We start from the raw sequence: 23,242 nt of genomic DNA, 5'->3' as shown, positions 1-23,242 counted from the left end.
GCCCCCCTCCCCCCCCTCCCCCGCCGCGCCCCCCCGTCTCCCCCCCTCCCGCGCCCCCCCCCCCCCCCCGCCCCGTACCCGTACGGAACGGCTCCCGCCGTCTACCGCACGAAGACGCCCGCCTGGCTCGCCAGATCCAGGAAGTACTGCGGCGCGACGCCCAGCACCACCGTGACGGCCACGCCCACCCCGATCGTGGTGATCGTCAGCGGTGAGGGCACGGCGACCGTGGGGCCGTCCGCCTTCGGCTCGCTGAAGAACATCAGCACGATGACCCGGATGTAGAAGAACGCGGCGATCGCGGACGAGATCACACCGACCACGACCAGCGCCCCGGCGCCCCCGTCGGCCGCCGCCTTGAAGACGGCGAACTTCCCGGAGAAGCCCGAGGTCAGCGGGATGCCGGCGAAGGCCAGCAGGAAGACCGCGAAGACCGCGGCCACCAGTGGCGAACGCCGTCCCAGCCCGGCCCACTTGGACAGGTGCGTCGCCTCGCCGCCCGCGTCGCGCACCAGTGTCACGACGGCGAACGCGCCGACCGTGACGAAGGAGTACGCCGCCAGGTAGAAGAGGACGGAGGAGATGCCCTGGTCCGTCATGGCGATGACACCGGCCAGGATGAAGCCGGCGTGCGCGATCGACGAGTACGCCAGGAGGCGCTTGATGTCGGTCTGGGTGATGGCGACGATCGCACCGAACAGCATGGTCAGGATCGCGACGCCGAACATCACCGGCCGCCAGTCCCAGCGCAGGCCGGGCAGCACCACGTAGAGCAGCCGCAGCAGGGCGCCGAACGCCGCCACCTTCGTCGCGGCGGCCATGAAGCCGGTGATCGGTGTGGGCGCGCCCTGGTAGACGTCCGGGGTCCACATGTGGAACGGCACCGCGCCGACCTTGAAGAGCAGACCCATCAGGATCATGGCGCCGCCGATGAGCAGCAGCGCGTCGTTGCCCATCGTCTGGGCGAGGACCGGGTCGACGGTGGTGACCGAGCCGTCCACGACGGCGGCGATGCGCGCGTACGACACCGAGCCCGCGTAGCCGTACAGCAGGGCGACACCGAAGAGCAGGAACGCCGAGGAGAAGGCGCCGAGCAGGAAGTACTTCACCGCGGCCTCCTGCGACATCAGCCGCTTGCGGCGGGCCAGCGCGCACAGGAGGTAGAGCGGGAGGGAGAAGACCTCCAGCGCGATGAAGAGCGTCAGCAGGTCGTTGGCGGCCGGGAAGACCAGCATGCCGGCCACCGCGAACATCGCGATCGGGAAGATCTCGGTGGTGGTGAAGCCCGCCTTGACGGCCGCCTTCTCGCCCTCGCTGCCGGGCACCGAGCCACCCTGGGCGGCGAACGAGTCGATCCGGTTGCCGTGGCTCGCCGGGTCGAGCCGGCGCTCGGCGAAGGTGAACACGGCCACGATCGCCGTGAGCAGGACGACTCCCTGGAGGAACAGCGCGGGGCCGTCCACCGCGATCGCGCCCATGGCGGCGAGGTGCGCCTTGGTGCTGCCGTATCCGCCCGCCGCGAGGGCGACCACCGCGGCGAACGCGGCGGCCAGGGCGACGACCGAGAGGAAGAGCTGCGCGTAGTACCGCCCCTTCCTCGGGACGAATGCCTCAAGGAGGATGCCCACGACGGCGGCGCCCAGCACGATCAGCACGGGGGCCAGTTGCGCGTATTCGATCTTGGGGGCCTGGATCTTGTCGATCCCCTGGGCCGCCGTCGTCGTCCACAGGCTGTGGACAGCTGTCGCACTCACGGGGCTGCCTCCACCTCGGGCTTGGGGTCGGACTTCTGTACGTCACTCATGGTGTGCTCCACCGCCGGATTCACGATGTCGGTCAGTGGCTTCGGGTAGACGCCCAGGAAGAGGAGGAGCGCGATCAGCGGGGTGACGACCGCCAGCTCCCGGAGCTTCAGGTCCGGCATGCCGCGGACCGACTCGTTCACCGGGCCCGTCATCGTGCGCTGGTAGAGGACCAGCACATACAGCGCGGCGAGCACGATGCCCACGGTCGCGATGATGCCGATCACCGGATACACGCTGAACGTGCCGACCAGGACCAGGAATTCACTCACGAACGGGGCGAGCCCCGGCAGCGAGAGTGTCGCGAGACCACCGATCAGGAACGTGCCGGCCAGGACCGGCGCGACCTTCTGCACCCCGCCGTAGTCCGAGATGAGCCGCGAACCGCGCCGCGTGATCAGGAAGCCCGCGACCAGCAGCAGCGCCGCCGTCGAGATGCCGTGGTTGATCATGTAGAGCGTCGCGCCCGACTGGCCCTGGCTGGTCATCGCGAAGATGCCCATGATGATGAAGCCGAAGTGCGAGATCGACGCGTACGCGATCAGCCGCTTGATGTCGCGCTGGCCGACCGCGAGCAGCGCCCCGTACACGATGCTGATCAGCGCCAGCACCAGCACCACGGGGGTGGCCCACTTGGACGCCTCCGGGAAGAGCTGGAGGCAGAAGCGCAGCATCGCGAACGTGCCGACCTTGTCGACCACCGCGGTGATCAGGACGGCGACGGGCGCGGTGGCCTCGCCCATGGCGTTCGGCAGCCAGGTGTGCACCGGCCACAGCGGCGCCTTGACGGCGAAGGCGAGGAAGAAGCCCAGGAAGAGCCACCGCTCCATGCCCGTCGACATGTCCAGCGTGCCGTTGGCCCTGGCCTCGGCGATCTCCGTCAGCGAGAAGGTCCCCGCCGAGACGAACAGACCGATGACGGCGGCGAGCATGATCAGGCCGCCGGCCAGGTTGTAGAGGAGGAACTTCACGGCCGCGTACGACCGCTGGGTGGCTCCGGCCTCGTCGCCGCCCGCGTGGGCCCGGTCCCCGAAGCCGCCGATGAGGAAGTACACCGGGATGAGCATGGCTTCGAACAGGATGTAGAAGAGGAAGACGTCGGTGGCCTCGAAGGAGAGGATCACCATCGCCTCGACCATCAGGATCAGGGCGAAGAAGCCCTGCGTCGGCCGCCAGCGCGAACTCTTCGTCTCGACGGGGTCGGCGTCGTGCCAGCCCGCGAGGATGACGAAGGGGATCAGCAGGGCGGTGAGCGCCAGCAGCGACACACCGATGCCGTCGACACCCAGTTCGTACCGGACCCCGAAGTCGGAGATCCAGTCATGGGACTCGGTGAGCTGGTAGCGGTCGCCACCGGGATCGAAACGGACCAGCGCGATCACCGCCAGCACGAGCGTGGCGAGCGAGAAGGTCAGCGCGATCCACTTGGCGGCGGTGCGCCTGGCGGCCGGGACGGCCGCCGTGACGATCGCGCCGATCGCCGGGACGGCGGCAGTCGCCGTCAGAAGGGGGAACGACATCTGATTACACCGCCCTCATCAACAGGGTCGCGGCGATGAGCACTGCCGTACCTCCGAACATCGAGACCGCGTAGGAGCGGGCGTAGCCGTTCTGCAGCTTGCGCAGCCGGCCCGAGAGCCCGCCGAACGACGCCGCCGTGCCGTTGACGACACCGTCGACCAGGGTGTGGTCGACGTACACGAGCGAGCGGGTGAGGTGCTCGCCGCCGCGGACCAGGACCACGTGGTTGAAGTCGTCCTGGAGGAGATCGCGGCGGGCGGCGCGGGTGAGCAGCGAGCCGCGGGGCGCGGTGACGGGCACCGGCTTGCGGCCGTACTGGAGATACGCGACGCCGACACCGATGAGCAGCACCACGACCGTGGACGCGGTGACGGCCGCCGCGCTGATCGGCGGGTGGCCGTGCTCGAACTGGGTGACCGGCTCCAGCCACTTCACGAACGACTCGTTGAGCGAGAAGAGACCGCCCGCGAAGACCGAGCCGAAGGCGAGGACGATCATCGGGATCGTCATCGACTTGGGCGACTCGTGCGGGTGCGGCTCGTTGCCCTGGGCGTCGGGCTGCCAGCGCTTCTCACCGAAGAAGGTCAGCAGCATCACGCGCGTCATGTAGTACGCGGTGAGGGCCGCGCCCAGCAGGGTGACGGCGCCGAGGATCCAGCCCTCGGTGCCTCCCTTGGCGAACGCAGCCTCGATGATCTTGTCCTTGGACCAGAAGCCGGAGAGACCCGGGAAGCCGATGATCGCGAGATAGCCGAGGCCGAAGGTGACGAAGGTGACCGGCATGTACTTGCGCAGACCGCCGTACTTCCGCATGTCGACCTCGTCGTTCATGCCGTGCATGACCGAGCCGGCGCCGAGGAACAGCCCCGCCTTGAAGAAGCCGTGCGTCACCAGGTGCATGATCGCGAAGACGTAGCCGATGGGGCCGAGGCCCGCGGCCAGGATCATGTAGCCGATCTGGGACATCGTCGAGCCGGCGAGGGCCTTCTTGATGTCGTCCTTCGCGCAACCGACGATCGCACCGAACAGGAGCGTGACCGCTCCGACGATCACGACCACCAGCTGGGCGTCCGGCGAGGCGTTGAAGATCGCGCCGGACCGGGTGATCAGATACACGCCCGCCGTCACCATCGTCGCCGCGTGGATGAGGGCCGAGACCGGGGTCGGGCCCTCCATCGCGTCGCCGAGCCAGGACTGGAGCGGCACCTGGGCCGACTTGCCGCAGGCGGCGAGCAGCAGCATCAGGCCGATGCCCGTCAGCGTCCCGCCGCTCGCCTCACCGGTGGACTCCAGGACCGGTCCGAAGGCGAACGTGCCGAAGGTGGTGAACATCAGCATGATCGCGATCGACAGGCCCATGTCGCCGACGCGGTTGACCAGGAACGCCTTCTTGGCCGCCGTCGCCGCGCTGGGCTTGTGCTGCCAGAAACCGATGAGCAGGTACGACGCGAGGCCGACGCCCTCCCAGCCGAAGTACAGCAGGAGGTAGTTGTCCGCGAGGACGAGCAGCAGCATCGCGGCGAGGAACAGGTTCAGATAGCCGAAGAAGCGGCGGCGCCGCTCGTCGTGCTCCATGTACCCGATGGAGTAGATGTGGATCAGGGTGCCGACACCGGTGATCAGCAGGACGAACGTCATCGACAACTGGTCGAGCTGGAAGGCGACGTCCGCCTGGAAGCTCTCGACGGGCACCCAGCTGAACAGGTGCTGGTGCAGGGCGCGGTCCTCGCCGCTCCTGCCCAGCATGTCGGCGAAGAGCACGACGGCGATCACGAAGGAGCCGGCCGCCAGCAGTGTGCCGAGGACATGTCCGACCCGGTCGAGGCGTCGGCCGCCGCACAGCAGAAGACCCGCTCCGAGCAGAGGCGCCGCGATGAGCAGCGCAATCAGATTCTCCACGATTCAGCGACCCCTCAGAGCTTCATCAGGCTGGCGTCGTCGACCGAGGCCGAGTGGCGCGAACGGAACAGCGACACGATGATCGCGAGCCCGACGACGACTTCCGCGGCGGCGACGACCATCGTGAAGAAGGCGATGATCTGGCCGTCCAGATTGCCGTGCATCCGGGAGAAGGCGACGAACGCGAGGTTGCACGCGTTGAGCATCAGCTCGACGCACATGAAGACGACGATCGCGTTGCGCCGGATCAGCACCCCGACCGCACCGATGGTGAACAGCAGGGCGGCGAGATAGAGGTAGTTGGCCGGGTTCATTTGGTGACGCCCTCCTCGCGGTCCTCGCGGCTCCGCAGCTCCTCGCGGCCGAGGCGCTCCGTAGAGCGCTGTTCCAGCGCCCTGAGATCGGCGATGGCCTCACCGGACACGTCGCGGACCTGGCCGCGGTCCTTGAGGGTCTTGCTGACCGTCAGGTCGGACGTGGTGCCGTCGGGCAGCAGTCCGGCGATGTCCACCGCGTTGTGCCGGGCGTAGACACCCGGTGCCGGCAGCGGCGGCAGGTGCTTGCTCCGGATCCGCTGCTCGGACATCTCCCGCTGGGTCAGGGCCCGTTCGGTGCGCTCGCGGTGCGTGAGCACCATCGCGCCGACGGAGGCCGTGATCAGCAGCGCGCCGGTGATCTCGAAGGCGAACACGTACTTGGTGAAGATCAGGGCGGCGAGGCCCTCGACGTTCCCGCCGGCGTTGGCGACGCCGAGTCCGGTGGAGGCCGTCATCGACGCGTTGCCGATGCCGGCGATCAGCAGGACACCGAAGCCGAGCCCGCACAGGGCGGCCCACCAGCGCTGGCCCTTGATCGTCTCCGTGAGGGAGTCGGCGGCGGTGACGCCGACGAGCATGACCACGAAGAGGAACAGCATCATGATCGCGCCGGTGTAGACGACGATCTGGACGATGCCCAGGAAGTACGCCCCGTTGGCCAGGTAGAAGACCGCCAGGATGATCATGGTCCCGGCGAGACAGAGCGCGCTGTGCACGGCCCGCCTCATCAGGATGGTGCAGAGCGCGCCGATCACGGCGACGGTGCCGAGGATCCAGAACTGGACGGCTTCGCCGGTCGAGGTGAGGGAAGCGGCGAGCGTGTTCATCCGCCGATCACCTTCTTCGAGGCCGGCTCGTCCTCGCCGAAGTCGGAGGCGCCCTCCTGCGGGCGCTCGCCCTTGGTGAAGGCGACCTGCCTGACCGTGCCGGGAGCGGCCTCGGTCACCAGGCCCCGGTAGTAGTCCTGTTCGTCCGTGCCGGGGAAGATCGAATGCGGTGACTCGACCATGCCCTCCTCCAGACCGGCGAGGAGCTGCTCCTTGGTGTAGATGAGGTTCTCGCGCGAACTGTCGGCCAGCTCGAACTCGTTGGTCATCGTGAGCGCGCGGGTGGGGCACGCCTCGATGCACAGTCCGCAGAGAATGCAGCGGGCGTAGTTGATCTGATAGACGCGGCCGTAACGCTCACCCGGGGAGTAGCGCTCCTCCTCGGTGTTGTCCGCGCCCTCCACGTAGATCGCGTCCGCCGGGCAGGCCCAGGCGCACAGCTCGCAGCCGATGCACTTCTCCAGGCCGTCCGGATGACGGTTCAGCTGATGGCGGCCGTGGAAGCGCGGCGCCGTCACCTTCTGCGTCTCCGGATACTGCTCGGTCAGCCGCTTCTTGAACATGGCCTTGAAGGTCACGCCGAAGCCGGCGACCGGATTCAGCCGGCGCGCGCCGGGGTCTTCCCCCGTCGAACCCTTGGAAGCGTTGTCAGGCACCGTCAGCCTCCTTTCCGTCACTCTCAGTATTGACCCCGCCACTGACAATCAGTTCGCGCTCACCGCGTGAGCGTCGGCGCGGTACGGGCGGCAGGGTCTGCCCCGGCAGCGGAGGCACCGGGAAGCCACCGGCCATCGGATCGAAGGCGGGCGGTGGTGGTTCGGCCGCGGCCGCGGCCTTCTCCTTCTTGTCGCGGAAGATGTCGGCGACGAAGGAGAGCAGCAGGATCGCGATGACGGCCGAGGCGACGTAGAGGACGATGTCCTGGAAGTCGTAGTTCTCGTTCCGCAGCGCGCGCACGGTCGCCACCAGCATCAGCCAGACGACCGAGACCGGGATCAGGACCTTCCAGCCGAGCTTCATCAGCTGGTCGTAGCGCACACGCGGCAGCGTGCCGCGCAGCCAGATGAAGAAGAACAGCAGCAGCTGGACCTTGAGGACGAACCAGAGCATCGGCCACCAGCCGTGGTTCGCACCCTCCCAGAACGTGGAGACGGGGTACGGGGCCCGCCAGCCGCCCAGGAAGAGCGTGACGGAGACGGCGGAGACGGTGACCATGTTGACGTACTCGGCCAGCATGAACAGCGCGAACTTGATCGACGAGTACTCGGTGTTGAAGCCGCCGACCAGGTCGCCCTCGGACTCGGGCATGTCGAACGGCGCGCGGTTGGTCTCGCCGACCATCGTGACGATGTAGATGATGAAGGAGACCGGCAGCAGGATGATGTACCACCGGTCGGCCTGCGCCTCGACGATCGCCGAGGTCGACATCGTCCCGGAGTAGAGGAACACCGAGGCGAAGGCCGCGCCCATGGCGATCTCGTACGAGATCATCTGCGCGCACGAGCGCAGGCCGCCGAGCAGCGGGTACGTCGATCCGGACGACCAGCCGGCGAGGACGATGCCGTAGATGCCGACCGAGGCGACCGCGAGGATGTAGAGCATCGCGATCGGCAGGTCGGTCAGCTGCATCGTCGTGCGGTGGCCGAAGATCGAGACCTCGTTGCCCGCGGGGCCGAAGGGGATCACGGCGATCGCCATGAAGGCGGGCACCGCGGCGATGATCGGCGCCAGGACGTAGACGACCTTGTCGGCCCGCTTGACGACGACGTCTTCCTTCAGCATCAGCTTGATGCCGTCGGCGAGCGACTGGAGCATGCCCCAGGGGCCGTGCCGGTTGGGCCCGATGCGCCGCTGCATCCAGGCGACGACCTTGCGCTCCCAGACGATGGCGACCAGCACGGTCACCATCAGGAACGCGAAGCAGAAGACGGCCTTGATGGCCACCAGCCACCAGGGGTCGGTGCCGAACATCGAGAGGTCCTCGGCGGCGAGGACGCTCTGCGCGGGGGCCGCGCCGAGTCGGTCGAGGGCGGTCATGCGCGCACCTCCGGTGCGTCGGACTCCGGGGCTCCGGCCGGGGCCGGTGCCCCGGCGGGGCCGATCCGGACAAGCGTGCCGGGACGGGACCCGGTGTCGGCGAGGACGCCGCCGCCCGTCGAGTTCAGCGGCAGCCAGACGACCTTGTCGGGCATCTCGGTGACGCTGAGCGGCAGTTCGACGGTGCCCGCGGGTCCGGTGACGGCGAGGACGTCGCCGTCCTTGACGCCGGTCTCGGCCGCCGTGGTGGCGGAGAGCCGGGCGACGGCCGCGTGGCGGGTGCCCGCCAGCGCCTCGTCGCCGTCCTGGAGCCGGCCCTGGTCGAGCAGCAGCCGGTGACCGGCGAGCAGTGCCTCGCCCGCGCCCGGACGGGGCAGCGGCCGGGAGGACTCGACGGGCGGTTCGGCGCGCGGGCCGTCCCAGGTGCCGAGCCGCTCCATCTCGGCGCGTACGGCCTTCAGGCTCGGCAGCGCGAACGGGATGTCCATGGCGTCGGCGAGCATGTGCAGCACCCGCGCGTCGTCCGTGGCCAGCCTGCGGGTCATCTGCTCGGGCTTGAGCGCCGCCTCGAACAGCCGCGCCCTGCCCTCCCAGTTGAGGAAGGTGCCGCCCTTCTCGGCGACGGCGGCGACCGGGAAGACGACGTCGGCGTGGTCGGTGACCTCGCTGGGACGCAGCTCCAGCGACACGACGAAGCCGGCGGCGGCGAGCGCCTCACGCGCGCGTGCCGGGTCCGGCAGGTCGGCGACCTCCACGCCCGCGACGACCAGCGCGCCGAGTTCGCCGGTCGCGGCGGCCTCGACGATCTGGCCGGTGTCCCGGCCGTGGCGGTGCGGCAGTTCGCGTACGCGCCAGACCTCGGCGGTCTCCTCACGGGCCCGCGGGTCCGTGGCGGGACGGCCGCCGGGCAGCAGCGTCGGCAGCGCGCCGGCCTCGACGGCGCCGCGCTCACCAGCCCTGCGCGGGACCCAGACGAGCCGGGCACCGGTCGCGGTGGCGGCCCTGGCTGCGGCGGTGAGCCCGCCGGGCACGGCCGCGAGCCGCTCGCCGGCGACGATCACGGCGCCGCTCTCGCGCAGGGCCTCGGCGGCGCGGGTGCCCGCGCCTTCGAGACCGGTCTGCGAGGCCAGCGCGTCGAGCCACTCGGTCTCGGTGCCGGGCGCGGCCGGCAGCAGGGTGCCGCCCGCCTTCCTGAGACCGGGAGTGACGTGCGTGGCGAGGGAGAAGCTGCGCTGGCCGTGCTTGCGGTGGGCCTTGCGCATCCTCAGGAAGAGGCCGGGCGCCTCCTCCTCGGACTCGAACCCGACGAGCAGGACGGCCGGGGCCTTCTCCAGCGTCGTGTTGGTGATCCCCTTGCCGTCCAGGTCGAGGCCGTGGCCGGCGACGTGGGCGGCGAGGAACTCGGCCTCCTCGGCGCTGTGCACGCGCGCGCGGAAGTCGATGTCGTTGGTGTCGAGCGCGACCCGGGCGAACTTGGCGTACGCGTAGGAGTCCTCGACGGTCAGCCGGCCGCCGGTCAGGACGGCGGCCCGGCCGCGGGCGGCGGCGAGACCGTTCGCGGCGGCCTCAAGTGCCTCCGGCCAGCTCGCCGGTGCCAGCTCGCCGTCCTCGCCCCGTACGAGCGGGGTGGTGAGCCGGTCGGGGCGCTGCGCGTAGCGGAAGCCGAACCGCCCCTTGTCGCAGATCCACTCCTCGTTGACCTCGGGGTCGTCGGCGGCCATGCGCCGCATGACCTTGCCGCGCCGGTGGTCGGTGCGGGTGGCGCAGCCGCCCGCGCAGTGCTCGCACACGCTCGGCGAGGAGACCAGGTCGAACGGGCGGGAGCGGAAGCGGTACGCCGCCGAGGTCAGCGCGCCGACCGGGCAGATCTGGATGGTGTTGCCGGAGAAGTACGACTCGAACGGGTCGCCCACGCCGATGCCGACCTGCTGGAGCGCGCCGCGCTCCAGGAACTCGATCACCGGGTCGCCGGCGACCTGGTTGGAGAAGCGGGTGCAGCGGGCGCAGAGCACGCAGCGCTCGCGGTCGAGGAGCACCTGGGTGGAGATGGGTACGGGCTTCTCGAAGGTCCGCTTCTTGCCGTCGAACCGGGTGTCGGCCTGGCCGGCGCTCATGGCCTGGTTCTGGAGCGGGCACTCGCCGCCCTTGTCGCAGACCGGGCAGTCCAGCGGGTGGTTGATGAGCAGCAGCTCCATCACACCGCGCTGGGCCTTCTCGGCGACCGGCGAGGTGATCTGCGACTTGACGACCATGCCGTCGGTGCAGGTGATGGTGCAGGAGGCCATCGGCTTGCGCTGGCCCTCGACCTCGACGATGCACTGCCGGCAGGCGCCGGCCGGGTCGAGGAGCGGGTGGTCGCAGAAGCGGGGGATCTCGATGCCGAGGAGTTCGGCGGCGCGGATCACCAGGGTCCCCTTGGGGACCGAGATCTCGATGCCGTCGATCGTCAGCGAGACGAGATCTTCGGGCGGGACCGCCGCCTCGCCGCCGCCGGAGGGGGCAGACGTGGTGACTGTCATGCGTTCACCTCCAGGTGCGCGTTGCGGTCGGCCCACAGGGTCGACTTCGCCGGGTCGAAGGGGCAGCCCTTGCCGGTGATGTGCTGCTCGTACTCCTCACGGAAGTACTTGAGCGAGGAGAAGATCGGCGCCGCGGCGCCGTCGCCGAGGGCGCAGAACGACTTGCCGTTGATGTTGTCGGCGATGTCGTTCAGCTTGTCGAGGTCCGACGCGACGCCCTTGCCGGCCTCGATGTCGCGCAGCAACTGCACCAGCCAGTAGGTGCCTTCACGGCACGGGGTGCACTTGCCGCAGGACTCGTGGGCGTAGAACTCGGTCCAGCGGGTGACGGCCCGCACCACACAGGTGGTCTCGTCGAAGCACTGGAGCGCCTTGGTGCCGAGCATGGAGCCGGCGGCGCCGACGCCCTCGTAGTCGAGGGGGACGTCGAGGTGTTCGTCGGTGAACATCGGGGTCGACGAGCCGCCGGGCGTCCAGAACTTGAGCCGGTGGCCGGGCCGCATGCCGCCGCCCATGTCGAGCAGCTGGCGCAGGGTGATGCCGAGCGGCGCCTCGTACTGGCCGGGGGCGGCGACGTGGCCGCTGAGCGAGTAGAGCGTGAAGCCCGCGGACTTCTCGCTGCCCATCGACTTGAACCAGTCCTTGCCGCGGTTGAGGATCGCGGGAACCGAGGCGATGGATTCGACGTTGTTCACCACTGTGGGGCACGCGTAGAGACCCGCGACCGCCGGGAACGGCGGGCGCAGACGGGGCTGTCCGCGCCGTCCCTCCAGCGAGTCCAGCAGCGCGGTCTCCTCACCGCAGATGTACGCGCCGGCCCCGGCGTGCACGGTGATGTCGAGGTCGATCCCGCTGCCGAGGATGTCCTTGCCGAGGTAGCCCGCCTCGTAGGCCTCACGTACCGCCTCGTGCAGCCTGCGCAGCACGGGCACGACCTCGCCGCGCAGATAGATGAAGGCGTGCTGCGAGCGGATCGCGTAGCAGGCGATGATCATTCCCTCGATGAGGGAGTGCGGGTTGGCGAAGAGAAGGGGGATGTCCTTGCAGGTGCCGGGCTCCGACTCGTCGGCGTTGACGACGAGGTAGTGCGGCTTGCCGTCGCCCTGCGGAATGAACTGCCACTTCATGCCGGTGGGGAAGCCGGCGCCGCCCCTGCCGCGCAGACCGGAGTCCTTCACGTACGCGATGAGGTCGTCGGGCGTCATGGCGAGCGCCTTGCGCAGGCCCTCGTAGCCCTCGTGCCGCCGGTAGGTCTCCAGCGTCCACGCGTCGGGCTGGTCCCAGAACGCGGAGAGGACCGGAGAGAGGAGCTTCTCCGGTGCGGTGTCGCTCATCTCGGGTGCTGTGGTCATCACTTCCCCTCCCCGGCCACCGGGCCCGTGGGGTTCTCCGGGTCGGACTGCGCGGTGTTCTGCGGGGCGTCGTGCGAGCTGAGGTGCTCGGAACCGGGCTGGGGCCGGTCCGTCGGCGCCGCTCCGTCGCGCGGGCGCGGCGTACGGGCCGGGGGCGCCTCGCCCTTGGCGAGCTTCAGCCCGATCAGCGAGGCGGGGCCCGCGCCACCGGTGGCGTCGACGGCGCCGGGGCGCTCGTCGGGGAAGCCCGCGAGGATCCGCGCGGTCTCCTTGTACGTGCACAGGGGCGCGCCGCGCGTCGGGGAGACCTGCTCGCCGGCCATCAGGTCGTCGACGAGCCGCTTCGCCGATTCGACGGTCTGGTTGTCGAAGAACTCCCAGTTGACCATCACCACGGGGGCGAAGTCGCAGGCCGCGTTGCACTCGATGTGCTCCAGCGTGACCTTGCCGTCCTCGGTGGTCTCGTTGTTGCCGACGCCCAGGTGCTGCTTCAGCTCGTCGAAGATGGCGTCGCCGCCCATCACCGCGCACAGCGTGTTGGTGCAGACGCCGACCTGGTAGTCGCCGGACGGCTTGCGCCGGTACATCGAGTAGAAGGTGGAGACCGCGGTCACCTCGGCGGTGGTCAGCCCGAGCATCTCGGCGCAGAACCGGACGCCGGTGCGGGTGACGTACCCGTCCTCGGACTGGGTGAGGTGCAGCAGCGGCAGCAGGGCCGAGCGGCTGTCGGGGTAGCGGGCGATCACCTCCTTGGCGTCCGTCTCCAGCCGGGCGCGTACATCGGCCGGGTAGTCGGGGGCGGGGAGCTGGGGCATTCCGAGGCTGACCTCGGAATTCGGTGTGGTGGTCACCGGTCGACGCCTCCCATCACGGGGTCGATGGACGCGACGGCGACGATGACGTCGGCCACCTGGCCGCCCTCGCACATGGCCGCCATGGACTGGAGATTGGTGAAGGACGGGTCGCGGAAGTGGACCCGGTAGGGGCGGGTGCCGCCGTCGGAGACGACGTGCACGCCGAGTTCGCCCTTGGGCGACTCGACGGCGGCGTACGCCTGGCCGGGCGGTACCCGGAAGCCCTCCGTCACCAGCTTGAAGTGATGGATCAGAGCCTCCATGGACGTGCCCATGATGTTCTTGATGTGGTCGAGCGAGTTGCCGAGGCCGTCCGGGCCGAGCGCGAGCTGCGCGGGCCAGGCGATCTTCTTGTCGCCGACCATGACCGGGCCCGGCTCCAGTCGGTCCAGGCACTGTTCGACGATCCGCAGCGACTGGCGCATCTCCTCCAGCCGGATCAGGAAGCGGCCGTAGGCGTCGCAGGTCTCGGCGGTCGGGATGTCGAACTCGTACGTCTCGTAGCCGCAGTACGGGTCGGTCTTGCGCAGGTCGTGCGGCAGGCCGGCCGAGCGCAGGATCGGTCCCGTGGCGCCGAGCGCCATGCAGCCGGCCAGGTCGAGGTAGCCGACGTCCTGCATACGGGCCTTGAAGATCGGGTTGCCGGTGGCGAGCTTGTCGTACTCCGGCAGGTTCTTGCGCAGGGTCTTCAGCAGCTCGCGCAGATGGTCGACGGCGCCCGGGGGAAGGTCCTGGGCGAGGCCGCCGGGCCGGATGTACGCGTGGTTCATCCGCAGGCCGGTGATCAGCTCGTAGGCGTCGAGAATCAGTTCACGATCGCGGAACCCGTAGATCATGATCGTGGTCGCGCCGAGCTCCATGCCGCCGGTGGCGATGCAGACCAGGTGCGAGGAGAGCCGGTTCAGCTCCATCAGCAGGACGCGGATGATGTTCGCCCGGTCCGGGATGTCGTCCTCGATGCCGAGCAGCGACTCCACGGCCCGGCAGTACGCCGTCTCGTTGAAGAACGACGTCAGGTAGTCCATGCGCGTGACGAAGGTGGTGCCCTGCGTCCAGTTGCGGAATTCGAGGTTCTTCTCGATACCGGTGTGCAGATAGCCGATGCCGCAGCGGGCCTCGGTGACGGTCTCGCCCTCGATCTCCAGGATCAGCCGGAGCACACCGTGCGTCGACGGGTGCTGGGGACCCATGTTGACGATGATGCGCTCGTCGTCCGACTTGGCCGCGGTCTCGACGACCTCGTCCCAGTCACCACCGGTGACGGTGTAGACGGTGCCCTCGGTGGTGGCACGGGGAGTTGCGTGTGGGGTGGTCATGAGTACGACCTCCGCTGGTCCGGAGCCGGGATCTGGGCGCCCTTGTACTCGACGGCGATGCCGCCGAGGGGATAGTCCTTGCGCTGCGGGAAGCCCTGCCAGTCGTCCGGCATCATGATCCGGGTGAGGGCGGGGTGGCCGTCGAAGATCAGGCCGAAGAAGTCGTACGTCTCACGCTCGTGCCAGTCGTTGGTCGGATAGACCTCGACCAGGGACGGCACATGGGGGTCGCTGTCCGGCGCGGACACCTCCAGGCGGATAAGACGTCCGTGCGTCAGTGAGCGCAGGTGGTAGACGGCGTGCAGCTCGCGGCCCTTGTCGCCCAGGAAGTGGACGCCGGAGACGCCCGTACAGAGCTCGAAGCGGAGCGCCGGGTCGTCGCGCAGGGTCCTGGCCACCTGGACCAGGTGCTCGCGGGCGATGTGGAAGGTGATCTCGCCCCGGTCGACGACCGTCTTCTCGATGGCGTTCGCCGGGAGCAGTCCCTGCTCCTCCAGCGCGCCTTCGAGTTCGTCGGCGATCTCGTCGAAGACACCGTCGCGGCCGCCGTAGGGGCGGCTGGAGGCACCCGGCAGGCTGACGGTCCTGACGAGACCGCCGTATCCGCTGGTGTCCCCGCCGTTGTCGGCGCCGAACATGCCCTTGCGTACGCCGATGACCTCGGCGGACCGGCCACGCGCGGACGGAACGCTCGCGCCGGCCGGCTCGTCTTCCGGAGAACCCCCGGATCGCTGCTCGTCACTCACCGCAGCAGCCCCTTCATCTCGATCGTCGGCAGCGCCTTGAGCGCCGCTTCCTCCGCCTCGCGGGCCGCCTCCTCCGCGTTGACCCCGAGCTTGGAGCCCTGGATCTTCTCGTGGAGCTTGAGGATGGAGTCCATCAGCATTTCCGGACGCGGCGGGCAGCCCGGCAGGTAGATGTCGACAGGGACGACGTGGTCGACGCCCTGGACAATCGCGTAGTTGTTGAACATTCCGCCGGACGACGCGCAAACCCCCATGGAGATGACCCACTTGGGATTCGGCATCTGGTCGTAGACCTGCCTCAGGACGGGGGCCATCTTCTGGCTCACCCGTCCTGCCACGATCATCAGGTCCGCCTGGCGCGGTGAACCGCGGAAGACCTCCATGCCGAACCGGGCCAGGTCGTACCGGCCGGCGCCCGTCGTCATCATCTCGATGGCGCAGCAGGCGAGGCCGAACGTCGCCGGGAAGACGGACGACTTCCGCACCCAGCCCGCGGCCTGTTCGACGGTGGTCAGCAGAAAACCGCTCGGCAGCTTCTCTTCGAGTCCCATTGGTCGCCCCTCCGCGCCTTTAGTCCCATTCCAGACCGCCACGCCGCCACACATACGCGTAGGCGACGAAGACGGTGAGCACGAAGAGCAACATCTCCACGAGCCCGAAAAGCCCCAGTGCGTCGAAGGTGACGGCCCAGGGGTAAAGGAAGACGATCTCGATGTCGAAAATGATGAAGAGCATCGCCGTCAGGTAGTACTTGATGGGAAAGCGGCCACCTCCGGCCGGCGTGGGAGTGGGCTCGATGCCGCACTCGTACGCTTCGAGTTTTGCCCGGTTGTACCTTTTCGGGCCGATAAGCGTGGCCGCCACCACGGAGAAGATCGCAAACGCGGCACCGAGAGCGCCGAGCACGAGGATGGGCGCGTAGGCATTCACGCTCCTCGCTCCTTCCAGTCGTCCCTGACCGTTGGTCCTCAACCGAGCTTCTGTCGCCGCCGTCCCACGAAGATCACGCGTATGTGAGGCAGTTCACAAGCCGGACTGCCCCGCATCCTATGCCTCCCGGTCTGTGACGTGCGACACGGGGTGCGACTAGGAGTTTGTGATCTCCACCACCCGACGATCGATCATGCGCCGGAGCGACCGCGGAAGGTGGCACGGGGGGCGCACGCACGGTCACATGGGGTAACAATGCGGAGAGTCACCGCTGGTCGGAGGCGTGCGGCCCTATCAAGGCAACGCGGAGAGCGGCAAATTGGAGCTGGACGCGCGCGGGTGATAGACGCGCGCCCCTTCCGCCGGAGGGGCACGGGGAGGCCGCGGGCGGAGGCGGACGGAGACGTACGGAGGTGGACGACCGCAGGCGGAGTTGGCCGGAAGTGGTCATCGTGCGCGCGTTCACGAGCGCCCGGGACGCCCGGCGTTCACCATCCTGTGACCTCCACCACTCCGCTCAACCTTCCCGGAAACGGGGCTTGGCCATGAGCGCGAACGGGTGGTAGGTGACGGGCAATTAGGGCGATTCACCGAAAGCCCGTGATCGCGACCATGATCACGGGCGCCCGTTATGACCGTTACGGCGTCAATAAAGGCCACTAGCAAGTGGATTGATCTACTCCGGACGTAACTGTGGCGCAACACACGTTTCTTGAAGGGGACCCGATAGCCCTGATAGCGATTGTCCTCATGTCCCACACCGCTCACATACCCAGCCACCGGAAGCCCCGCCGCGGCGCGTCGAAGACGGCGATCCGCTCCGGAGTCGCCGGTGGCGTCCTCAGCACCATGGCGCTGGCCGGTGCCGCCGCTCCGGCCCACGCCGAGCCGGTGACCGAGACCATCGAAATGCCCACGCTCACCTCCGGTCTCGCCGGCGGCTTCGCGCAGTCCGCGGACGCCACCCAGCAGGTCGCCGTCCACCTCGAACTCCGGGCGGAGGAGGACGCCGCGGCCACCAAGGCCGCGAAGGCCGCCAAGAAGGCCAGGGCCGAGGCCGACCGCAAGGCCGAGGCGAAGGCCAAGGCCGAACGGGCCGCACGCGCCGAGGCCGCCCAGGAGCGCGCCTCGCGCTCCACGGAGCGCACCACGCTCTCCGCCTCCGGCTCGTCCGCCTCGTCCTCGGACAGCGCCACACAGGCCACCGGTTCGGCCGCCGCCGTGCTGGCCTTCGCGCGCGCCCAGGTCGGCGACGCGTACGTCCTCGGCTCCACCGGCCCCGACTCCTGGGACTGCTCCAGCCTCGTCCAGGCCGCCTACCGCCAGATCGGCGTCGACCTGCCGCGCACCTCGCAGCCGCAGTCGACGGCCGGCACCCAGGTCTCCCTGGAGAACCTCCAGCCCGGCGACATCCTCTACTGGGGCGGCGCGGGCAGCGCCTACCACGTGGGGATCTACTCCGGCGGCGGCAAGTTCATCGGCGCGCAGAACTCCGGCACCGGAGTGGTCGAGAAGACGCTGGACTGGGACCCGCCGACCGGCGCCGTCCGTCTCCTCTGACCGCCGAACCACCGGCACGACCCGAGGGCCGTCGCTCCCCAGCCCGGGAGCGGCGGCCCTTCGCCGTGCCCCGGCGCACTCCCAACGCCCCTGCCGGGCGGGACCGTTCGAGAGTGGCCCGGTCCCATCGAGGGCATCGGAAGGGAAAGGAACTCTCCCCCCACACGCGCCACGCAGGAGGCACCACCGATGACCGTCAAGGGCGTCGACGTATCGTCGTACCAGAGCTCGTCGTTCTCCACGAAGGACCTTGACTTCGCCATCGTCAAGGCCACCGAGGGCACCTCCTACCTCAACCCCCGGATGAAGGCCCAGGCTTCACACGCGCGGGACGCCGGTCTGGTGGTCGGCTTCTACCACTTCCTGCGGCCGGGCAGCGTGAAGGACCAGGCCGCGTACTTCGTGGGGAAGGCCGCCGAGCGCGCGGGCGACCCGCTCTTCGCCGACTGGGAGGACGGGGAGGTCCCGTGCGCGGCGAAGGACGACTTCCTCGCCGAGGTCCAGCGGCTGCGGGGCGCGGACCACCGCGTCGGGCTCTACTGCAACCGGGACTTCTGGCTCAACCGCGACACCACCAGCGAGGCGGGCGACGCCCTGTGGATCGCGGACTACGTGACGGCGGGCAAGCCCCGGATCAAGGCCGCCTGGACGTTCCACCAGTACACGGACAGCCCACTCGACACGAACGTCGGCAGGTTCGCCGACGCCGCCGCCCTGCGGAGCTGGGCCGGGGGCGGCGGCAAGAGCCTCGGGGCGCTCGCCGACGAGGGATTCCGGGTCGGCGGCACCGAGGACTGAGCGCGGACCGAGCTGCGGGGCGGCGGCTACGCCCTCGGCGCGACCTTGCTCAGACCGTTGATGACACGGTCCATCGCGTCGCCGCCCGACGGATCGGTCAGATTCGCCAGCATCTTCAGCGCGAACTTCATCAGCAGCGGATGCGTGAGCCCCCGCTGCGTCGCGATCTTCATGACCTGCGGGTTGCCGATCAGCTTCACGAAGGCCCGGCCCAGCGTGTAGTAGCCGCCGTAGGTGTCCTTGAGCACCTGCGGATAGCGCTGGAGGGCCGATTCGCGCTGCCCCGGCGTCTGACGGGCCTGCGCCTGCACGATGACGTCCGCAGCGATCTGGCCGGACTCCATGGCGTACGCGATGCCCTCGCCGTTGAACGGGTTGACCAGCCCGCCCGCGTCACCCACCAGCAACAGGCCCTTGGTGTAGTGCGGCTGCCGGTTGAACGCCATCGGCAGCGCCGCGCCGCGGATCGGCATCGTCATGTTGTCCGGCGTGTACCCCCAGTCGGCCGGCATCGAAGCGCACCACGTCTTGAGCACCTCGCGCCAGTCCAGCTCCTTGAAGGCGGACGACGAATTGAGGATGCCCAGACCGACGTTGGACGTGCCGTCGCCCATACCGAAGATCCAGCCGTAGCCGGGCAGCAGCCGGTCCTGCGGCCCGCGCCGGTCCCACAGCTCCAGCCACGACTCCAGATAGTCGTCGTCGTGCCGGGGCGAGGTGAAGTACGTACGGACGGCGACGCCCATCGGACGGTCGTCCCGCCGGTGCAGGCCCATCGCGAGCGACAGCCGCGTGGAGTTGCCGTCGGCCGCGACGACGAGCGGGGCGTGGAAGGTGACGGGCGTCTTCTCCTCGCCCAGCTTGGCGTTGACGCCGGTGATCCGCCCGGTGCGCGGATCGATGATCGGGGCGCCGACGTTGCAGCGCTCGTGCAGCCGCGCCCCGGCCTTCTGCGCCTGCCTGGCCAGCTGCTCGTCGAAGTCGTCGCGCTTGCGCACCAGACCGTAGTCCGGATAGCTGGCCAGGTCGGGCCAGTCGAGCTGGAGCCGTACACCACCGCCGATGATGCGCAGGCCCTTGTTGCGGAGCCAGCCCGCCTCTTCGGAGATGTCGATGCCCATCCCCACGAGCTGCTTGGTGGCGCGCGGGGTCAGGCCGTCGCCGCAGACCTTCTCGCGCGGGAAGGCCGTCTTCTCCAGCAGCAGGACGTCCAGGCCCGACCTGGCGAGGTGGTACGCCGTGGTGGAGCCGGCCGGGCCGGCCCCGACGACGATCACATCTGCGGTGTGTTCGGAGAGGGGCTCGGTCACAGCGGGATCTCCCGGAGACTCGTGGGGCCCCGGCGGGCGGGTCCCCTCATGGCGTACCGACGGCTCTGGACATGTTCGGCACGGGACAGGTGCAGTCTATGGGTGCCTGCTGACGGACGAGTTGAAGGGCTGCCCCGATGAACGACATCACCCGACCGGTCCCGGTCGTGCGGCTGCGCGTACCGACGCAACAGGACGCCCGCGAATGGCACCGGGTGTTCGACGATCCCGAAGTCATGGAGTTCCACGGCGGCCCCGCGCCGCTCACCGAGTACGAGGAGCTCACCGCCCGGCAGCGGGCGCACGCCGCCGGACTCGGCTTCTGCTTCTGGACGATGCTCGACGGCGACGACGAGGTCATCGGCTTCACCGGCGCGCAGCCCTGGCCCCACACGTCGTTCGGCCCGGTCGGCGAGATCGAGATCGGCTGGCGCCTCGGCCGCGCCCACTGGGGGAAGGGCTATGTGACGGCCGCCGCGCGCCTGGCGCTGGAGCGGGTGCGGGCCGCGGGCGTCCCCACCGTCGTGGCGATGGTCGACGCCCGCAACGAGCGTTCGGTCGCGGTGATCCGGCGGCTGGGCATGGAGCTGGAGGAGACGTTCCTGACGCCGGTGGGCAGACGGCGGGGCCACCGCTTCCGGCTCAGGCTGGACCGGCCTTGACCCCGCGGTGCAGGGCCACGATCCCGCCGCTCAGATTCCGCCAGGCGACGTTCGACCAGCCGGCCTTCTGGAGCAGCCCGGCCAGCGCGGGCTGGTCGGGCCAGGCGCGGATGGACTCGGCGAGGTACACGTACGCGTCGGGGTTCGAGGACACGCCGCGCGCCACCGGCGGCAGCGCGCGCATCAGGTACTCGGTGTAGACGGTCCGGAAGGGGCCCCACGTCGGCTGTGAGAACTCACAGATGACGACCTTCCCGCCCGGCCTGGTCACCCGGTACAGCTCACCCAGCGCACCCTCCGTGTCCTGCACGTTCCGCAGGCCGAAGGAGATCGTGACGGTGTCGAAGACGTCGTCACGGAACGGCAGTCGGGTCGCGTCCCCGGCGGTCAGCGGGAGCCAGGGGTGGCGCCGCTTGCCCTCGCGGAGCATGCCGAGCGAGAAGTCGCACGGCACGACGTAGGCACCGGTGGCGGCGAAGGGCATGGAGGACGTGGCCGTCCCCGCGGCGAGGTCGAGGACCTTCTGCGCGGGACGGGCGTTCACCGCCCTGGCGACCTCCTTGCGCCAGAGCCGCGCCTGCCCGAGGGAGAGCACGTCGTTGGTGAGGTCGTAATTCGCCGCCACGTCGTCGAACATCGAGGCGACTTCATGCGGCTGCTTGTCCAGGGTGGCCCGGGTCACTGGCGTTCCGCCTCACTTCTCGCTCGACTCGGCACCGTCCACCACGGCGCACCCGCTCATTCTCGCAGGCGCGCGAGCGGCTCCGTGGCCGCCCCGGGCACCGCACGCCCGCCCGGCCCGGCTCTCGGCGGACGGTCCCGGCGGACGGTCGCGCCGACGCGGGCGCGGCACGGACTCAGGTGCGCCGGTGGAGCAGACGGCCGCCGAGGACCGTGGCCACGCAGGTGGCCGCGCCCGCGCGGGTCAGGGCCGCGTACGGGTCGGCGCCCGGGGGGACCTCCACCGCGAAGACCGCGAAATCGGCCCGGCGGCCCTCGGAATCGAGCGGCGGCGGCACGAAGGCGTCCTGCGCCGGCCGCCCCGCGAAGGGGTCCAGACCGGCCGGGCCCGGTGGTGGGCCGAGGCGCTCCCCGACGCCGAGCCCCGAACGCGCGACGGCGTCCGCCACCGTCTCCCGCCGCGGCGTCCCGGCGATCGCGACCGTCCCGTGCGCCAGCATCCGCCGCACCCCGCGCCGGGCGCTCGCTCCCCAGCGGGCGTCGGTCATCTCCAGCGCGGCGAGCGCGTCGCCCGCGAGCGGTTCGGTCCCCAGCTCGGCGGCCTCGCGCGGGTCGGGGTGGTAGGTGTGCTCCAGCAGTTCGGGACCGTACGGATTGCGCAGCCCCGGCGTGAGCACACCCGGCCACCGTCTGACCCGTGCGCCGGGACGCGCGGCGGCCAGCTCCTGGTGACCGCCGACGGCCGCGATCGAGTCCCCCGCGACCAGCACCGCGCCGTCCGGCAGGGGAGCGCGCCCGGCACCGGGGAGCAGCAGGTCCGCGCGGTGGATCGTCAGTGCCACCCGGTCAGTTGGCGTCGAGCAGCTTGAGCTCCGGGTGCGCCGTGCCGCCCGCGATCGCAGTGGAGGAGATGTGCGAGACGACGCGCTCGTCGACCGGGTCCAGCGCCGGGTCGTCGTGCACGACGAGGTGCTCGTACGTCGTGGCGCGCTGCGCCGGGACCCGGCCCGCCTTGCGGATCAGGTCGATGATCTCCAGCCGGTTGGAGCGGTGCCTCGCCCCCGCCGACGACACCACGTTCTCCTCCAGCATGATCGAGCCGAGGTCGTCCGCGCCGTAGTGCAGGGACAGTTGGCCGACCTCCTTGCCCGTGGTCAGCCAGGAGCCCTGGATGTGGGCGACGTTGTCGAGGAAGATCCGGGCGATGGCGATCATCCGCAGGTACTCGAAGAGCGTCGCCTGCGTCCGCCCCTTCAGCTTGTTGTTCTCGGGCTGGTAGGTGTACGGGATGAACGCCCGGAAACCGCCCGTCCGGTCCTGGACGTCGCGGATCATCCGCAGGTGCTCGATGCGCTCGGCGTTCGTCTCCCCCGTGCCCATCAGCATCGTGGACGTGGACTCCACACCGAGACCGTGCGCGGTCTCCATGATCTCCAGCCACCGCTCGCCGGACTCCTTCAGCGGCGCGATCGCCGTGCGCGGCCGGGCCGGGAGGAGTTCGGCGCCCGCGCCCGCGAAGGAGTCCAGGCCCGCCTCGTGGATCCGGCGGATCGCCTCCTCCACCGGGACGTCCGAGATCCGGGCCATGTGCTCGATCTCGGAGGCGCCGAGGGAGTGGATGACGAGCTGCGGGAACGCGGCCTTGATGGCGGCGAAGTGCTTCTCGTAGTACTCCACGCCGTAGTCGGGGTGGTGGCCGCCCTGGAACATGATCTGGGTGCCGCCGAGTTCGACGGTCTCCGCGCAGCGGCGCAGGATGTCGTCGAGGTCGCGCGTCCAGCCCTTGCCGGTGTCCTTGGGGGCCGCGTAGAAGGCACAGAACTTGCACGCCGTCACGCAGACGTTCGTGTAGTTGATGTTCCGCTCGATGATGTACGTCGCGATGTGCTCCGTACCGGCGTAACGGCGGCGGCGCGCGCTGTCGGCCGCCGCGCCGAGCGCGTGGAGTGGGGCCGAACGGTAGAGGTCGAGCGCCTCTTCGGGGGTGATCCGGCCACCCTCGGCAGCGCGGTCGAGGACAGACTGCTGGTCGGCCTTCTCGGTCACCGGGGCGTCACCTTTCGGCGGTGTATCAGTGGATCTACGGTCCGATCCAGCGTACGCCAGGGGTA

Annotated in this window: 21 protein-coding genes; 3 read left to right on the top strand and 18 right to left on the bottom strand. The window is 69.8% G+C overall.

The window, feature by feature from the left end; translation table 11 throughout:
* Window positions 1–101: 101 nt before the first annotated feature.
* The 14 genes from nuoN to ACZ61E_RS03315 are packed head-to-tail and all read right to left on the bottom strand — an operon-like array spanning window position 102 to window position 16,120.
* Window positions 102–1,754 carry an NADH-quinone oxidoreductase subunit NuoN gene (gene nuoN, locus ACZ61E_RS03380; protein WP_469697186.1) on the bottom strand — a complete coding sequence of 551 codons (1,653 nt, stop codon included), beginning with the start codon at window positions 1,752–1,754 and terminating at the stop codon, window positions 102–104.
* Entirely contained in the window at window positions 1,751–3,322 is a 1,572-nt protein-coding gene (locus tag ACZ61E_RS03375; protein WP_469697184.1) for an NADH-quinone oxidoreductase subunit M, read from the bottom strand. The genes nuoN and ACZ61E_RS03375 overlap by 4 nt, the downstream gene beginning before the upstream one ends.
* 4 nt (window positions 3,323–3,326) lie before the next feature.
* Window positions 3,327–5,222, bottom strand: coding sequence for an NADH-quinone oxidoreductase subunit L (gene nuoL, locus ACZ61E_RS03370; RefSeq protein WP_469697182.1), 1,896 nt, complete (start codon window positions 5,220–5,222; stop codon window positions 3,327–3,329).
* A 14-nt stretch (window positions 5,223–5,236) separates the two neighbouring features.
* Complete coding sequence (nuoK, locus tag ACZ61E_RS03365) at window positions 5,237–5,536, bottom strand: NADH-quinone oxidoreductase subunit NuoK (protein WP_469697180.1); 300 nt, start codon at window positions 5,534–5,536, stop codon at window positions 5,237–5,239.
* Complete coding sequence (locus ACZ61E_RS03360) at window positions 5,533–6,366, bottom strand: NADH-quinone oxidoreductase subunit J (protein WP_469697178.1); 834 nt, start codon at window positions 6,364–6,366, stop codon at window positions 5,533–5,535. Before ACZ61E_RS03360 ends, nuoK begins: the two co-directional genes overlap by 4 nt.
* Complete coding sequence (gene nuoI, locus ACZ61E_RS03355) at window positions 6,363–7,022, bottom strand: NADH-quinone oxidoreductase subunit NuoI (RefSeq protein WP_469697176.1); 660 nt, start codon at window positions 7,020–7,022, stop codon at window positions 6,363–6,365. Before nuoI ends, ACZ61E_RS03360 begins: the two co-directional genes overlap by 4 nt.
* The gene (nuoH, locus tag ACZ61E_RS03350) at window positions 7,015–8,403 is read right to left on the bottom strand and encodes an NADH-quinone oxidoreductase subunit NuoH (RefSeq protein WP_469697175.1); all 1,389 of its coding nucleotides are present in this window, start codon (window positions 8,401–8,403) and stop codon (window positions 7,015–7,017) included. The genes nuoI and nuoH overlap by 8 nt, the downstream gene beginning before the upstream one ends.
* Window positions 8,400–10,922 carry an NADH-quinone oxidoreductase subunit G gene (locus ACZ61E_RS03345; protein WP_469697174.1) on the bottom strand — a complete coding sequence of 841 codons (2,523 nt, stop codon included), beginning with the start codon at window positions 10,920–10,922 and terminating at the stop codon, window positions 8,400–8,402. Before ACZ61E_RS03345 ends, nuoH begins: the two co-directional genes overlap by 4 nt.
* Window positions 10,919–12,274 carry an NADH-quinone oxidoreductase subunit NuoF gene (gene nuoF / locus ACZ61E_RS03340; RefSeq protein WP_469697172.1) on the bottom strand — a complete coding sequence of 452 codons (1,356 nt, stop codon included), beginning with the start codon at window positions 12,272–12,274 and terminating at the stop codon, window positions 10,919–10,921. The genes ACZ61E_RS03345 and nuoF overlap by 4 nt, the downstream gene beginning before the upstream one ends.
* Window positions 12,274–13,089: an NADH-quinone oxidoreductase subunit NuoE gene (gene nuoE, locus ACZ61E_RS03335; RefSeq protein WP_469697566.1), complete on the bottom strand. Its 816-nt coding sequence runs from the start codon at window positions 13,087–13,089 to the stop codon at window positions 12,274–12,276. The genes nuoF and nuoE overlap by 1 nt, the downstream gene beginning before the upstream one ends.
* Window positions 13,090–13,121: 32 nt before the next feature.
* Complete coding sequence (locus ACZ61E_RS03330; protein ID WP_078075624.1) at window positions 13,122–14,444, bottom strand: NADH-quinone oxidoreductase subunit D; 1,323 nt, start codon at window positions 14,442–14,444, stop codon at window positions 13,122–13,124.
* Window positions 14,441–15,190, bottom strand: a complete 750-nt coding sequence (locus ACZ61E_RS03325) for an NADH-quinone oxidoreductase subunit C (protein WP_469697171.1) — start codon at window positions 15,188–15,190, stop codon at window positions 14,441–14,443. The genes ACZ61E_RS03330 and ACZ61E_RS03325 overlap by 4 nt, the downstream gene beginning before the upstream one ends.
* Window positions 15,187–15,741, bottom strand: a complete 555-nt coding sequence (locus ACZ61E_RS03320; RefSeq protein WP_469697169.1) for a NuoB/complex I 20 kDa subunit family protein — start codon at window positions 15,739–15,741, stop codon at window positions 15,187–15,189. The genes ACZ61E_RS03325 and ACZ61E_RS03320 overlap by 4 nt, the downstream gene beginning before the upstream one ends.
* Window positions 15,742–15,760: 19 nt before the next feature.
* Window positions 15,761–16,120 (bottom strand): NADH-quinone oxidoreductase subunit A, encoded by a 360-nt coding sequence (locus ACZ61E_RS03315; protein ID WP_078075627.1) that lies wholly within the window; start codon window positions 16,118–16,120, stop codon window positions 15,761–15,763.
* A gap of 750 nt (window positions 16,121–16,870) precedes the next feature.
* Here ACZ61E_RS03315 and ACZ61E_RS03310 point away from each other — a divergent pair.
* Together ACZ61E_RS03310 and ACZ61E_RS03305 are read left to right on the top strand one after the other, a co-directional pair.
* The gene (locus ACZ61E_RS03310) at window positions 16,871–17,680 is read left to right on the top strand and encodes a C40 family peptidase (protein WP_469697168.1); all 810 of its coding nucleotides are present in this window, start codon (window positions 16,871–16,873) and stop codon (window positions 17,678–17,680) included.
* A 189-nt stretch (window positions 17,681–17,869) separates the two neighbouring features.
* Window positions 17,870–18,478, top strand: a complete 609-nt coding sequence (locus tag ACZ61E_RS03305) for a GH25 family lysozyme (RefSeq protein ID WP_469697166.1) — start codon at window positions 17,870–17,872, stop codon at window positions 18,476–18,478.
* Between the two features lie 26 nt (window positions 18,479–18,504).
* Here the strand turns inward: ACZ61E_RS03305 and ACZ61E_RS03300 are convergent, their stop codons facing one another.
* Window positions 18,505–19,788 (bottom strand): geranylgeranyl reductase family protein, encoded by a 1,284-nt coding sequence (locus ACZ61E_RS03300; protein WP_469697165.1) that lies wholly within the window; start codon window positions 19,786–19,788, stop codon window positions 18,505–18,507.
* Between the two features lie 137 nt (window positions 19,789–19,925).
* Here ACZ61E_RS03300 and ACZ61E_RS03295 point away from each other — a divergent pair, with 137 nt between their 5' ends.
* Window positions 19,926–20,450, top strand: a complete 525-nt coding sequence (locus tag ACZ61E_RS03295; RefSeq protein WP_469697164.1) for a GNAT family N-acetyltransferase — start codon at window positions 19,926–19,928, stop codon at window positions 20,448–20,450.
* On the opposite strand, the gene ACZ61E_RS03290 is transcribed toward ACZ61E_RS03295, so the two are convergent.
* From ACZ61E_RS03290 to mqnC, 3 genes are all read right to left on the bottom strand, one after another.
* Window positions 20,431–21,132 carry a demethylmenaquinone methyltransferase gene (locus tag ACZ61E_RS03290; protein WP_469697163.1) on the bottom strand — a complete coding sequence of 234 codons (702 nt, stop codon included), beginning with the start codon at window positions 21,130–21,132 and terminating at the stop codon, window positions 20,431–20,433. The two genes, ACZ61E_RS03295 and ACZ61E_RS03290, sit on opposite strands and share 20 nt — an antisense overlap.
* Before the next feature lie 175 nt (window positions 21,133–21,307).
* Window positions 21,308–21,967 carry a hypothetical protein gene (locus ACZ61E_RS03285; RefSeq protein WP_469697565.1) on the bottom strand — a complete coding sequence of 220 codons (660 nt, stop codon included), beginning with the start codon at window positions 21,965–21,967 and terminating at the stop codon, window positions 21,308–21,310.
* A 10-nt stretch (window positions 21,968–21,977) separates the two neighbouring features.
* Window positions 21,978–23,177 (bottom strand): cyclic dehypoxanthinyl futalosine synthase, encoded by a 1,200-nt coding sequence (mqnC, locus tag ACZ61E_RS03280; RefSeq protein WP_469697162.1) that lies wholly within the window; start codon window positions 23,175–23,177, stop codon window positions 21,978–21,980.
* Between the last annotated feature and the right edge of the window lie 65 nt (window positions 23,178–23,242).

Source organism: Streptomyces sp. NPDC104581 (genome assembly GCF_055583685.1).
Note: the sequence above shows the minus strand (reverse complement) of the source record. Positions and strands in the feature narration are given on the sequence as shown.